The following is a 13,081-nucleotide window of genomic DNA, read 5'->3' as shown; positions in this document are numbered from 1 at the left end:
GGCAAGCTGAGTCTTTTATGCCACCGACGACTCGAGGAAGTCCTGGGCAAAGCGCTGCAGTACACCGCCCGCCTCGTAGATCGACACCTCTTCCGCCGTGTCCAGACGGCAGGTCACCGGCACCTCCAGGCGCTCGCCGTCACGCCGCGTGATCACCAGGGTCAAGGTGGCCCGCGGTGTCCGCTGCCCCACCACGTCATAGGTCTCGCTGCCATCGATACCCAGGGTCTTGCGGTCGGTGCCCGGCTTGAACTCCAGCGGCAACACGCCCATGCCCACCAGGTTGGTACGGTGGATACGCTCGAAGCCCTCGGCCACGATGGCCTCGACACCGGCCAGGCGCACGCCCTTGGCCGCCCAGTCGCGTGACGAGCCCTGGCCATAGTCGGCACCGGCCACGATGATCAGCGGCTGCTTGCGCTGCATGTAGGTCTCGATGGCCTCCCACATGCGCGTCACCTTGCCCTCCGGCTCGATACGCGCCAGCGAACCCTGCTTGACCTTGCCGTTCTCCTGCACCATCTCGTTGAACAGCTTGGGGTTGGCGAAGGTCGCGCGCTGCGCGGTCAGGTGGTCGCCACGGTGGGTGGCGTAGGAGTTGAAGTCCTCTTCGGGCAGGCCCATCTTCGCCAGGTACTCGCCTGCGGCGCTGTCGAGCATGATCGCGTTGGACGGCGACAGGTGGTCGGTGGTGATGTTGTCCGGCAGCACCGCCAGCGGGCGCATGCCCTTGAGCGAGCGCTCGCCTGCCAGCGCGCCTTCCCAGTACGGCGGGCGACGGATGTAGGTGCTCATGGCGCGCCAGTCGTACAGCGGGTCGACCTTGGGTCCGGTGTCTTCGTGCACGGCGAACATCGGGATGTACACCTGGCGGAACTGCTCCGGCTTGACCGCAGCCTTGACCACTGCATCGATCTCTTCGTCGCTGGGCCAGATGTCCTTGAGGCGGATTTCCTTGCCGCCCACCACGGCCAGCACGTCCTTCTCGATATCGAAACGGATGGTGCCGGCAATGGCGTAGGCCACCACCAGCGGCGGCGAGGCCAGGAAGGCCTGCTTGGCATACGGATGGATACGCCCGTCGAAGTTGCGGTTGCCCGACAGCACGGCGGTGGCGTACAGGTCGCGGTCGATGATTTCCTGCTGGATCACCGGGTCCAGAGCGCCGGACATGCCGTTGCAGGTGGTGCAGGCAAACGCCACGATGCCAAAACCCAGCTGCTCCAGCTCATCCTCCAGGCCCGCCTCTTTGAGGTACAGGGCCACGGTCTTGGAGCCTGGCGCCAGCGACGACTTGACCCACGGCTTGCGCGTCAGCCCCAGCCTGTTGGCATTGCGCGCCAGCAGCCCGGCAGCGATCACGTTGCGCGGGTTGCTGGTGTTGGTGCAGCTGGTGATGGCAGCGATGATCACCGCGCCGTCGGGCATCTGCCCCGGCACCTCTTCCCATTGTCCGGCAATGCCCCTGGCAGCCAGCTCGCTGGTGGCCACCCGCGCATGCGGGTTGGACGGGCCGGCCATGTTGCGTACCACGCTCGACAGGTCGAACTGCAGGCCACGCTCGTATTCGGCATTGACCAGGCTGTCGGACCACAGGCCGGCGACCTTGGCGTAGGTTTCCACCAGCTTGACCTGGGCGTCTTCACGACCGGTGAGCTTGAGGTAATCGATGGTCTGCTGGTCGATGGAGAACATCGCCGCCGTCGCGCCGTATTCGGGGGCCATGTTGGAGATGGTCGCGCGATCGCCCAGGGTCAACGCACGAGCGCCCTCGCCGTAGAACTCGAGGTAGGCGCCGACCACCTTGGCCTTGCGCAGGAACTCGGTGAGCGCCAGCACCACGTCGGTGGCGGTGATGCCTGGCTGCGGCTTGCCGGTGAGCTGCACGCCGACGATTTCCGGCAGGCGCATCCAGGACGCACGACCCAGCATCACGTTCTCGGCCTCCAGGCCGCCGACGCCGATGGCGATCACGCCCAGGGCATCCACGTGGGGGGTGTGGCTGTCGGTACCGACGCAGGTATCGGGATAGGCCACGCCCTGCTCGGCGTGGATCACCGGCGACATCTTCTCCAGGTTGATCTGGTGCATGATGCCGTTGCCGGGCTGGATCACATCGACGTTCTTGAACGCCTTCTTGGTCCAGTTGATGAAGTGGAAGCGGTCTTCGTTGCGACGGTCTTCGATGGCGCGGTTCTTCTCGAACGCCTGCGGGTCGAAGCCACCGCACTCCACGGCCAGCGAGTGGTCGACGATCAGTTGCACCGGCACCACCGGGTTGACCTGGGCCGGGTCGCCGCCCTTGTCGGCGATGGCGTCACGCAGGCCGGCAAGGTCAACCAGTGCGGTCTGGCCAAGGATGTCATGGCACACCACGCGGGCCGGGTACCAGGGGAAGTCGAGGTCGCGCTTGCGCTCGATCAGTTGGCTGAGCGAGGCATCGAGGGTTGCCGGGTCGCAGCGGCGCACCAGGTTTTCGGCCAGTACGCGGGAGGTATAGGGCAGCTTGTCGTAGGCGCCGGGGCTGATGGCGTCGATGGCGGCGCGGGCGTCGAAGTAGTCGAGCGTGGTGCCCGGCAGGTGCTTGCGAAATTCAGTATTCATGGACGCGGGACTCAATCACGGATAAGTCGGCGGTGCGCAGTCCCCCTGATGGCATACCCCGCCCCCTGTGGGAGCGGGCTCGACCCGCGATGGCATCGGCGCGGTATCAGCTACTGCGCGCAGCGGCTATCGCGGGGCAAGCCCGCTCCCACCAGGTTCGGCAGGGCCATATCAAAGGTACTGCACGCCAGTCTCAGCGTTGTTCGATTGGCACGAACTTGCGCTGTTCGACGCCGGTGTATTCGGCGCTCGGGCGGATGATGCGGTTGTTGGCACGCTGCTCGAACACATGCGCCGCCCAGCCGGTCAGGCGCGAGCAGACGAAGATCGGGGTGAACAGCTTGGTCGGGATACCCATGAAGTGGTAGGCCGAGGCATGGTAGAAGTCGGCATTGGGGAACAGTTTCTTCTGCTCCCACATGGTCTTGTCGATGGCTTCGGACACCGGGTACAGCACGGTGTCGCCCACCTCGTCGGCGAGCTTCTTCGCCCAGCCCTTGATCACTTCGTTGCGCGGGTCGGACTCCTTGTAGATGGCATGCCCGAAGCCCATGATCTTGTCCTTGCGCTCGAGCATGCCGAGGGTGCCGGCAACGGCTTCCTGCGGGGTCTTGAAGCGCTCGATCATTTCCATCGCGGCCTCGTTGGCACCACCGTGCAGCGGCCCGCGCAGCGAGCCGATGGCCGCCGTCACGCACGAGTACAGGTCCGACAGGGTCGAGGCACACACCCGGGCAGTGAAGGTCGAGGCGTTGAATTCGTGCTCGGCGTACAGGATCAGCGAAACGTTCATCACCTTGACGTGCAGCTCGCTCGGCTTCTTGCCGTGCAGCAGGTGCAGGAAGTGCCCGCCCAGGGTATCTTCGTCGCTGGTGCAGTCGATGCGCACGCCATGGTGGCTGAAGCGGTACCAGTAGCACATGGCCGCCGGGAACAGCGCCAGCAGGCGGTCGGTCTTCTCGTGCTGCAGGCCGAAGTTGAGCTCCGGCTCCAGGGTGCCGAGCACCGAGGAGGCGGTACGCATCACATCCATCGGGTGGGCGGTGACCGGAATGCGCTCGAGCACTTCCTTGAGCGCCTGGGGCAGGTCGCGCAGCGCCTTGAGCTGGTGCTGGTACTCGCTCAGCTCGGCCTGGGTCGGCAGCTCGCCGTACAGCAGCAGGTAGGCGACCTCTTCGAACAGCGCGTGCTCGGCCAGGTCGCGAACGTCATAGCCACGGTAGGTCAGGCCGGCGCCGGCCTGGCCCACGGTCGACAGTGCGGTTTGCCCGGCCACCTGACCACGCAGGCCGGCACCACTGAGTACTTTTGCTTCGGCCATTGGTTTTCTCCACTTTTGAATTTGTTATGGGAATCGGCTAATTGCGGTGTGCTGCGGTTCAGCTCTTCTTCTGAGCGAACAGTGCGTCGAGCTTCTGCTCGAACACGTGGTAGTCGATGGCATCGTAAAGCTCCATGCGAGTCTGCATGGTGTCGATGACGTTTTTCTGCGTGCCGTCGCGGCGCAGCGCGGTGTAGACGTTCTCGGCCGCCTTGTTCATGGCGCGGAACGCCGACAGCGGATACAGCGCCAGCGACACGTCGGCCGAGGCCAGCTCTTCGGTGGTGTACAGCGGCGTGGCGCCGAATTCGGTGATGTTGGCCAGGATCGGCGCCTTCACGCGGTTGGCGAAGGTCTTGTACATCGACAGCTCGGTGATGGCCTCGGGGAAGATCATGTCGGCACCGGCCTCGATGCACGCCGCAGCGCGATCCAGCGCGGCCTCCAGGCCTTCTACCGCCAGGGCGTCGGTACGCGCCATGATCACGAAGCTGTCGTCGGTACGCGCGTCCACGGCCGCCTTGATGCGGTCGACCATCTCCTGTTGCGAGACGATTTCCTTGTTCGGACGATGGCCGCAGCGCTTGGCGCCCACCTGGTCCTCGATATGAATGGCGGCGGCGCCGAACTTGATCATCGAGCGGACCGTGCGCGCCACGTTGAACGCCGACGAACCGAACCCGGTGTCCACGTCCACCAGCAGCGGCAGGTCGCACACGTCGGTGATGCGGCGCACGTCGGTCAGCACGTCATCCAGGCCGGTGATGCCCAGGTCGGGCAGGCCCAGCGAGCCTGCCGCCACGCCGCCACCGGAGAGGTAGATGGCCTTGAACCCGGCGCGCTTGGCCAACAGCGCATGGTTGGCATTGATGGCGCCGACGACCTGCAGCGGGTGCTCGGCGGCGACTGCATCGCGAAAACGCTGGCCGGGACTGCTTTTCTGACTCATGACTCACCTCGTGGGCTAGGGGCGGTGGCGTCTTTGTAATGACGCTCGATATTGCGCTTGGATGCGCCGATGTGGCGGCGCATCAGTAATTCGGCCAGCTCGCCGTCACGGTCGGCGATGGCATCGAGAATCCGGTGGTGTTCGGCGAACGCCTGGTGCGGGCGGTTGGGCATGGCGGAGAACTGGATGCGGTACATGCGCACCAGCTGGTACAGCTCGCCGCACAGCATCTGCACCAGGGTGCGGTTGCCGCTGCCCTGGATGATGCGGTAGTGGAAGTCGAAGTCGCCCTCCTGCTGGTAGTAGCCCACCCCGGCCTGGAACGCGGCATCACGCTCATGGGTGTCGAGCACCCGGCGCAACTCGTCGATCTCGGCTACGCTCATGCGTTGGGCAGCCAGGCGGCAGGCCATGCCCTCGAGGGACTCGCGAATCTCGTACAGCTCGATCAGCTCGGCATGGCTCAGCGACACCACCCGCGCCCCTACGTGCGGCACCCGCACCAGCAGGCGCTGGCCTTCCAGGCGGTGGATGGCCTCGCGCAGCGGGCCGCGGCTGATGCCGTAGGTACGCGCCAGCTCCGGCTCGGAGATCTTGCTGCCGGGGGCGATCTCGCCCTTGACGATCGCGGCCTGGATGCGCCGGAAGACGTTTTCGGAAAGCGTCTCCGAATCTTCCTGAAGGGGGGCGGAGGCTTGGGCTGCATCCAGCATATTGTCGACACCTTGAAAATCTGTAGGGCCAAAACTAGCTAATTAAGCCACCCCAGTCAAAGACAAATTCAATATTGTCGACAATCGTCTAAGAACGAACTTCGTGTCTGTCGGTGTTGTCTGACTCCAGCCGCTGGCATCGACACACCAGCGTGGTAGAATGCCGCCGCCTCTGAGGGGGCAAACCCCCACAGCATCGCGTCAGGATTTATGAGACTCACACCCTTTCTACTGTTACTCAGCCTCTGTGGGCTGCCTGCCCTGAGCCAGGCGGCAGACAAGACTGTCTATGGCCTCAATGAATATGCCCGCCTTGTCGATATCGACCTCGAGGTTGCGGCCAAGCTCGACACCGGGGCCAAGACCGCCTCGCTGAGCGCGCGCGATATCAAGCGCTTCAAGCGCAACGGCGAATCGTGGGTGCGCTTCTATCTGGCAATTGACGCAGCCCATTCGCATCCGATAGAACGACCACTGGCTCGTGTCAGCAAGATCAAGCGACGCGCCGGTGACTACAACCCGGACGAAGGCAAGGCCTATACCTCCCGCCCGGTGATCGCGCTGAATATCTGCATGGGTACGGCCCTGCGCAGCATCGAAGTGAACCTGACCGACCGCAGTGCCTTCCAGTACCCGCTACTGATCGGCTCCGAGGCGCTCAAGCACTTCGACGCGCTGGTCGACCCAAGCCTTAAATACGCTGCCGGCAAACCTGCCTGCGCCACTGACGCTCATACCGCAGAGTAATTTCGATGCGCTCTCTTACCCTTCATCTGAAAGTCCTGATCACCCTCCTGGTGTTGCTGGGTGTGTCGATCACGGCGTACCAGATCTTCATGCTCGGCATCCCGGTGACCGAAGACGAAACCGACGACCTGTGGAACATCGATGCCAAGGTCGAGTTCGTCGCCAGCCCCAAGGACCCGATCAAGATCCAGATGTTCGTGCCGCCATTGAGCAACGACTACGTCAGCCTCAATGAGAGCTTCATCTCCAACAACTACGGCGTGAGCGTCAACCGTGTCGATGGCAACCGCAAGGTGACCTGGTCGGCGCGGCGCGCCAAGGGCAACCAGACCCTCTACTACCGCCTGGTACTGACCAAGCGCTACAGCAGCGAAAAGGTCAAGATCAAGGGCCCGACCTTCCGTGACAGCCAGCCGGTCGAAGGGCCGGAGAAGATCGCCGCCGAAGCGTTGATGGCACCTATCCGCCAGCACTCGGCCGACGTCGAGACCTTCGTCAGCGAGACCATCAAGCGGGTCAACAACCCCAACGACGACAACGTCAAGCTGCTGCTGGCCGGCGATGCCTCTTCGCTGAACAAGGCCAAGGTCATCGACCTGCTGCTGTCGATCGCCCACGTACCGGTGGAGAAGGTGCACACCATCCGCCTGCTGGCCGACCAGCCGCAGAGCCCGGAACTGTGGCTGCGCAGCTTCAACGGCAACGACTGGCTGTACTTCAACCCGGACACCGGCGAGCAGGGCCTGCCGGCCGACCGCCTGCTGTGGTGGACCGGCGATGATCCGCTGATCACCGTCGATGGCGGCAAGAAGGTCAACGTCAGCTTCAGCCTGAACAACAGCGAGATGAACGCCATCCGCCTGGCCAAGCTGACCGACGAGAACACCGACGCCGACTTCCTCGAATACTCGCTGTACGGCCTGCCGCTGCAGACCCAGCAGACCTTCATGATCATGGTGATGATCCCGATCGGCGTGCTGGTGATCCTGGTGCTGCGCAACCTGATCGGCCTGCAGACCCTGGGTACCTTCACCCCGGTGCTGATCGCCCTGGCCTTCCGTGAGACCCAGCTGGGCTTCGGTATCGCCCTGTTCACGGTGATCACCGCGCTGGGCCTGACCCTGCGTTCCTACCTCGAACACCTGAAGCTGCAGATGCTGCCGCGCCTGTCGGTGGTACTGACCTTCGTGGTGGTGCTGATCGCGGCCATCAGCCTGTTCAGCCACAAGCTGGGCCTGGAGCGCGGGCTGTCGGTGGCACTGTTCCCGATGGTGATTCTGACCATGACCATCGAACGCCTGTCGATCACCTGGGAGGAACGCGGCGGCGGCCACGCCATGAAAGTCGCCATCGGCACCCTGTTCGCCGCCTCGGTCGCGCACCTGCTGATGAGCGTGCCCGAACTGGTGTACTTCGTGTTCACCTTCCCGGCGGTGCTGCTGATTCTGGTGGGCTTCATGCTGGCGATGGGTCGCTACCGCGGCTACCGCCTGACGGAGCTGGTGCGCTTCAAGGCCTTCGTGAAGGCTGACGCCTGATGTTCGGCCTATGGAAAACCTGGAAGGCCCTGGAAGCCAGGGGCATCATGGGTATCAACCGGCGCAACGCGGACTACGTGCTCAAGTACAACAAGCGCAACCTGTACCCGATCGTCGACGACAAGATCATCACCAAGGAGCGGGCGATCAAGGCCGGCATCCACGTGCCGGAAATGTACGGGGTGATCTCCACCGAAAAGGACATCGACAAGCTCGACGAGATCATCGGCGGGCGCAGCGACTTCGTCATCAAGCCGGCGCAGGGCGCCGGTGGTGACGGCATCCTGGTGATCGCCGACCGCTTCGAGAACCGCTACCGCACGGTGTCCGGCAAGATCATCACCCACGAGGAAATCGAGCACCAGGTGTCGAGCATCCTCACCGGGCTGTATTCGCTGGGTGGCCATCGCGACCGCGCGCTGATCGAGTACCGGGTAACCCCGGACCAGATCTTCAAGAGCATCAGCTACGAAGGCGTACCGGACATCCGCATCATCGTGCTCATGGGCTACCCGGTCATGGCCATGCTGCGCCTGCCCACGCGCCAGTCCGGCGGCAAGGCCAACCTGCACCAGGGCGCCATCGGCGTGGGTGTGGACCTGGCGACCGGCCTGACCCTGCGCGGTACCTGGCTGAACAACATCATCAGCAAGCACCCCGACACCACCAATGCGGTGGACGGCGTGCAACTGCCCAACTGGGACGGCTTCATGAAGCTGGCCGCCGGCTGCTATGAACTGTGCGGCCTGGGCTACATCGGCGTGGACATGGTGCTGGACCAGGACAAGGGCCCGCTGATCCTGGAACTCAACGCCCGCCCCGGCCTGAACATCCAGATCGCCAACGATTGCGGCCTGACCCTGCGCACCCACGCCGTCGAGGCGCACCTTGAGGAACTGGCCAGCAATGGCATCAAGGAAAGCGTCGAAGAGCGCGTGCGCTTCGCCCAGGAACTGTTCGGCCACATCCCGGCGCAGTAATCTGCCACCGCCCTGGCGCAGCAGCGCACAGGGCGGTCGCCGATCCGCTAGGAGCATCGCCTGCACAGGGCTACAATGCTCGCCCCGCCTCGACAGCTGTTCACCCGAATGCCGACCTGCACACTTCACCCCCTGCCCTACCAGGCCGACCCGGCCGCCTACTTTGCCCGTATCCGCCGGGCACCTGGCGCCGTGCTGCTCGACAGCGCGCGGCCTGGCGCCGTGCGTGGGCGCTTCGACCTGCTCAGCGCCTGGCCACTGTGCACGCTGACCCCGGACGCCGAAGAAGACGGCCAGCACTACCTGCAGCGCCTGCGCGAGCAACTGGGCGGGCTTGGGCGCGCGCACTTGCCGGCAGGTGTCGAGCTGCCGTTCGTCGGCGGCCTGATCGGCTACCTGAGCTACGACTTCGGCCGGCGCCTGGAGCGCCTGCCCGCCATTGCCTGCGACGACCTGGGGCTGGGTGACGCAAGCCTGGGGCTGTATGCCTGGGCACTGATCAGCGACCATCAGTTGCAGCGCAGCCAGCTGGTGTTTCATCCGGCGCTGCCCGCCACCGAACGCGAGCGCCTGGTGGCACTGTTCGAGCACGACGCCCCGACGGTAGCCGGCGCATTCAGGCTTGCGGCGCCAATGCGCGGCGACCTCGCAGCCGAGGATTACCGTCAGGCGTTCGAGCGGGTGCAGCAGTACATCCATGCCGGCGACTGCTACCAGATCAACCTTACCCAACGCTTTCGCGCACCCTGCCAGGGCGACCCGTGGACGGCCTACCAGGCGCTGCGGGCTGCCTGCCCTACGCCCTTCTCCGGCTATCAGGTACTGGCCGATGGCAGCGCGCTGCTGAGCTTCTCGCCCGAGCGCTTCATCAGGGTCAGCCAGGGCGAGGTCGAAACCCGCCCGATCAAGGGCACCCGTGCGCGCAGCAGCGACCCCGTGCAGGATGCCGCCAATGCTGCCGAGCTGCTGGCCAGCACCAAGGACCGCGCCGAGAACCTGATGATCGTGGACCTGCTGCGCAACGACCTGGGGCGCAGCTGCGCTACCGGCTCGGTGCAGGTGCCGGAGCTGTTCAGCCTGGAGAGCTACCCCAACGTGCACCACATGGTCAGCAGCGTGACCGGACGCCTGGCACCGGGCAAGGATGCGCTGGACCTGATAGCCGGCAGCTTCCCCGGCGGCTCGATCACCGGGGCGCCGAAGATTCGGGCGATGCAGATCATCGACGAACTGGAGCCGAGCCGGCGCGCGCTGTATTGCGGCTCGCTGCTGTATGTGGACGTGCGCGGGGAGATGGACAGCTCGATCGCCATCCGCAGCCTGCTGGTGAAGGACGGCCAGGTGTGCTGCTGGGGGGGTGGTGCGGTGGTGGCGGACTCGCAGTGGGAGGCGGAGTACGAGGAGTCGATCACCAAGGTCAGGGTGTTGCTCCAGACCCTGCAGGGCCTCTAGAACGCTTCGCCGGCAAGGCCGGCTCCTACAGCGTGCAGGAGCCGGCCTTGCCGGCGAAGGCGGTATTACAAGCTCAACGACCTGTTCGAGGCCTTGATGAACTCTTTCTTCAGCGCCTCGAAATCATGCACCGCCGGGAACTGCGGGAACTCGCGAATCACGTTTTCCGGCGCATGGAACAGAATGCCTGCATCCGCCTCGCCCAGCATGGTGGTGTCGTTGTACGAGTCACCCGCAGCGATCACCCGGTAGTACAGGCTCTTGAATGCCAGCACCGACTGGCGCTTGGGGTCTTTCTGGCGCAGTTGGTAGCCGGTCACACGATCGCTCTGGTCAGTGATCAGGCGGTGGCACAGCAAGGTCGGGAAACCCAGCTGGCGCATCAGCGGCTGCGAGAATTCGTAGAAGGTGTCGGACAGGATCACCACCTGGAAACGCTCGCGCAGCCAGTCGACAAACTCGATGGCGCCGTCCAGCGGCTTGAGCGTGGCAATCACTGCCTGGATGTCGGAAAGCTTCAGGCCATGCTCATCCAGGATGCGCAGGCGCTGCTTCATCAGCACGTCGTAATCGGGAATGTCGCGGGTGGTGGCCCGCAACGATTCGATTCCGGTTTTTTCCGCAAAGGCGATCCAGATCTCCGGGACCAGTACACCTTCCAGGTCGAGACAGGCAATTTCCACAGCTCACTCCTCGAACAACGCTAAAAATGGAAGGCGCACTCTACAGGCGCGCCGTCTAACCCGGCAATTTTTGTTAACATTCGCCCATTACGAGCGCCAAGCGCCATTCAATAACCGGAAGCCGCCTGATGAGCCAACCCTTCGACGTCGCCGCCCTCGCCGCGACCTATGCCAACAAGTCCCCGCAGGACATCCTCAAGCTCGCCTTCGAACACTTCGGCGACGACCTGTGGATCTCCTTCAGTGGCGCCGAAGACGTGGTGCTGGTGGACATGGCCTGGAAGCTGAACAAGAACCTCAAGGTGTTCAGCCTCGACACCGGCCGCCTGCATCCGGAAACCTACCGGTTCATCGACCAGGTGCGCGAGCAGTACAAGCTGCCGATCGAGATCCTTTCCCCCGATCGCAGTGCACTCGACCCCTTCGTGAAGGAAAAGGGCCTGTTCAGCTTCTACAAGGACGGCCACGGCGAATGCTGCGGCATCCGCAAGATCGAGCCGCTGCGCCGCAAGCTGAGCACCGTCAGCGCCTGGGCCACCGGCCAGCGCCGCGACCAGAGCCCGGGCACCCGCAGCCAGGTGGCCGCGCTGGAAATCGACAGCGCCTTCTCCACCCCCGAGCGCACCCTGTACAAGTTCAACCCGTTGGCGCAGATGAGCAGCGAAGAGGTGTGGGGCTATATCCGCATGCTCGAACTGCCCTACAACAGCCTGCATGAACGCGGCTTCATCAGCATCGGCTGCGAACCCTGCACGCGCCCGGTACTGCCCAACCAGCACGAGCGCGAAGGCCGCTGGTGGTGGGAGGAGTCGACTCAGAAGGAATGCGGGCTGCACGCCGGCAACCTGATTACCAAGGGCTGAACATGCACACCCTGAGCGCAGCACCTGGCCCCACCTGCCAGACATTGCGTCAGCAGTAAGGGCATCGCGGCCAGTGGCTGGGCTACCTGCTCGCGGGGCTATCTGCAGGAGCGCCTTCAGGCCACCGTGCTGGCGGCCTGAAGGCACTGCTAGGGCTTAGTGCACTGGCAGTTCGACGCCAGCGAACAGCTCTTCGAGTTCCTGCTTGTTGTGGCACTGGATGGCCTTGGCCATCACTTCACGGGTCAGGTGGGGCGCGAACTTCTCGATGAAGTCGCACATGAAACCACGCAGGAAGGTGCCACGACGGAAACCGATCTTGGTGATGCTGGACTCGAACAGCTCACTGGCATCGAGCACCACCAGGTCGTTGTCGAGCTTGGTGTCCACCGCCATCTTGGCCACGATGCCCACGCCCAGGCCCAGGCGCACGTAAGTCTTGATCACGTCGGCATCGGCCGCGGTGAACACCACCTTGGGGGTCAGGCCGCGATGGCTGAAGGCTTCGTCGAGCTTGGAGCGGCCAGTGAAGCCGAACACATAGGTCACGATCGGGTATTCGGCCAACGCCTCCAGGGTGAGCTTGGGCAGCTTGGTCAGGGGGTGACCCTGCGGCACCACCACGCAACGATTCCAGCGGTAGCACGGCATCATCACCAGATCACCGAACAGCTCCAGGGCCTCGGTGGCGATGGCGAAGTCGACGGTACCGTCAGCCGCCATCTCGGCGATCTGCATCGGCGAGCCCTGGTGCATGTGCAGCGCCACTTCAGGGTATTGCTTGATGAACGAACTGATCACCGGCGGCAGGGCGTAGCGTGCCTGGGTGTGGGTGGTGGCGATCGACAGGGTGCCCTTTTTCTCGTTGGAGAATTCCTGGGCGATCTGCTTGATGCTCTCGACCTTGCGCAGAATCTCGCCGGCGGTGGTGATGATGCGCTCACCTGCCGGGGTCACGCGGGTCAGGTGCTTGCCGCTGCGGGCGAACACTTCCACACCCAGCTCGTCTTCCAACAGGCGAATCTGCTTGCTGATCCCCGGCTGGGAGGTATACAGGCTCTGCGCTGTCGCGGAGACGTTGAGGTCGTGGTGCGCCACTTCCCAGATGTAGCGCAATTGTTGAAGCTTCATAGGTATCCCTCAAATCAACTGGGCGTCACCGGCAGCAGCGACGAGTTATAACTATATTAGTGGTTTGAAGAATAAATCTAGAACTATTTCTTCAGCTTTC

General features: G+C 63.9%; 11 protein-coding genes. 5 read left to right on the top strand and 6 right to left on the bottom strand.

Features of this window, described 5'->3' with window-relative positions; translation table 11 throughout:
• Positions 1 to 15: 15 nt before the first annotated feature.
• The 4 genes from acnD to KH389_RS09650 form a co-directional block, all read right to left on the bottom strand.
• Positions 16 to 2,604, bottom strand: a complete 2,589-nt coding sequence (acnD, locus tag KH389_RS09665) for a Fe/S-dependent 2-methylisocitrate dehydratase AcnD (RefSeq protein ID WP_213607265.1) — start codon at positions 2,602 to 2,604, stop codon at positions 16 to 18.
• Between the two features lie 193 nt (positions 2,605 to 2,797).
• Positions 2,798 to 3,925 (bottom strand): bifunctional 2-methylcitrate synthase/citrate synthase, encoded by a 1,128-nt coding sequence (gene prpC / locus KH389_RS09660; RefSeq protein WP_043863074.1) that lies wholly within the window; start codon positions 3,923 to 3,925, stop codon positions 2,798 to 2,800.
• A gap of 58 nt (positions 3,926 to 3,983) precedes the next feature.
• A complete protein-coding gene (gene prpB / locus KH389_RS09655; RefSeq protein WP_043863075.1) occupies positions 3,984 to 4,874 on the bottom strand; it encodes a methylisocitrate lyase in 891 nt (296 codons plus the stop codon).
• Positions 4,871 to 5,587 (bottom strand): GntR family transcriptional regulator, encoded by a 717-nt coding sequence (locus KH389_RS09650; RefSeq protein WP_213607264.1) that lies wholly within the window; start codon positions 5,585 to 5,587, stop codon positions 4,871 to 4,873. Before KH389_RS09650 ends, prpB begins: the two co-directional genes overlap by 4 nt.
• 210 nt (positions 5,588 to 5,797) lie before the next feature.
• On the opposite strand from KH389_RS09650, the gene rloA reads away from it, so the two are divergent.
• The 4 genes from rloA to pabB all read left to right on the top strand — a co-directional run bounded on the left by rloA (position 5,798) and on the right by pabB (position 10,304).
• Positions 5,798 to 6,334, top strand: coding sequence for a retropepsin-like aspartic peptidase RloA (rloA, locus tag KH389_RS09645; protein WP_043863077.1), 537 nt, complete (start codon positions 5,798 to 5,800; stop codon positions 6,332 to 6,334).
• A 5-nt stretch (positions 6,335 to 6,339) separates the two neighbouring features.
• Positions 6,340 to 7,872: an osmotic stress tolerance membrane protein RloB gene (gene rloB / locus KH389_RS09640; protein WP_043863078.1), complete on the top strand. Its 1,533-nt coding sequence runs from the start codon at positions 6,340 to 6,342 to the stop codon at positions 7,870 to 7,872.
• Positions 7,872 to 8,852: an alpha-L-glutamate ligase-like protein gene (locus KH389_RS09635; RefSeq protein ID WP_043863079.1), complete on the top strand. Its 981-nt coding sequence runs from the start codon at positions 7,872 to 7,874 to the stop codon at positions 8,850 to 8,852. Before rloB ends, KH389_RS09635 begins: the two co-directional genes overlap by 1 nt.
• Positions 8,853 to 8,960: 108 nt before the next feature.
• Entirely contained in the window at positions 8,961 to 10,304 is a 1,344-nt protein-coding gene (pabB, locus tag KH389_RS09630) for an aminodeoxychorismate synthase component I (RefSeq protein ID WP_213607263.1), read from the top strand.
• A 65-nt stretch (positions 10,305 to 10,369) separates the two neighbouring features.
• On the opposite strand, the gene thrH is transcribed toward pabB, so the two are convergent.
• Complete coding sequence (gene thrH, locus KH389_RS09625) at positions 10,370 to 10,987, bottom strand: bifunctional phosphoserine phosphatase/homoserine phosphotransferase ThrH (RefSeq protein ID WP_043863081.1); 618 nt, start codon at positions 10,985 to 10,987, stop codon at positions 10,370 to 10,372.
• 128 nt (positions 10,988 to 11,115) lie between these two features.
• Here thrH and KH389_RS09620 point away from each other — a divergent pair, with 128 nt between their 5' ends.
• On the top strand, positions 11,116 to 11,850 hold the full coding sequence (locus tag KH389_RS09620; protein WP_116053384.1) for a phosphoadenylyl-sulfate reductase: 735 nt from the start codon (positions 11,116 to 11,118) through the stop codon (positions 11,848 to 11,850).
• A gap of 156 nt (positions 11,851 to 12,006) precedes the next feature.
• Here the strand turns inward: KH389_RS09620 and cysB are convergent, their stop codons facing one another.
• On the bottom strand, positions 12,007 to 12,981 hold the full coding sequence (cysB, locus tag KH389_RS09615) for an HTH-type transcriptional regulator CysB (RefSeq protein WP_043863083.1): 975 nt from the start codon (positions 12,979 to 12,981) through the stop codon (positions 12,007 to 12,009).
• Positions 12,982 to 13,081 lie beyond the last annotated feature (100 nt).

The organism is Pseudomonas qingdaonensis (assembly GCF_018398475.1).
Lineage (GTDB): Bacteria > Pseudomonadota > Gammaproteobacteria > Pseudomonadales > Pseudomonadaceae > Aquipseudomonas > Aquipseudomonas palmensis.
Note: the sequence above shows the minus strand (reverse complement) of the source record. Positions and strands in the feature narration are given on the sequence as shown.

Coding starts and splice junctions, on each gene's coding strand:
- KH389_RS09650 (WP_213607264.1), bottom strand. CDS start 5,587: ATGCTGGATGCAGCCCAAGCCTCCGCCCCCCTTCAGGAAGATTCGGAG.
- pabB (WP_213607263.1), top strand. CDS start 8,961: ATGCCGACCTGCACACTTCACCCCCTGCCCTACCAGGCCGACCCGGCC.
- rloA (WP_043863077.1), top strand. CDS start 5,798: ATGAGACTCACACCCTTTCTACTGTTACTCAGCCTCTGTGGGCTGCCT.
- prpC (WP_043863074.1), bottom strand. CDS start 3,925: ATGGCCGAAGCAAAAGTACTCAGTGGTGCCGGCCTGCGTGGTCAGGTG.
- acnD (WP_213607265.1), bottom strand. CDS start 2,604: ATGAATACTGAATTTCGCAAGCACCTGCCGGGCACCACGCTCGACTAC.
- rloB (WP_043863078.1), top strand. CDS start 6,340: ATGCGCTCTCTTACCCTTCATCTGAAAGTCCTGATCACCCTCCTGGTG.
- prpB (WP_043863075.1), bottom strand. CDS start 4,874: ATGAGTCAGAAAAGCAGTCCCGGCCAGCGTTTTCGCGATGCAGTCGCC.
- KH389_RS09620 (WP_116053384.1), top strand. CDS start 11,116: ATGAGCCAACCCTTCGACGTCGCCGCCCTCGCCGCGACCTATGCCAAC.
- KH389_RS09635 (WP_043863079.1), top strand. CDS start 7,872: ATGTTCGGCCTATGGAAAACCTGGAAGGCCCTGGAAGCCAGGGGCATC.
- cysB (WP_043863083.1), bottom strand. CDS start 12,981: ATGAAGCTTCAACAATTGCGCTACATCTGGGAAGTGGCGCACCACGAC.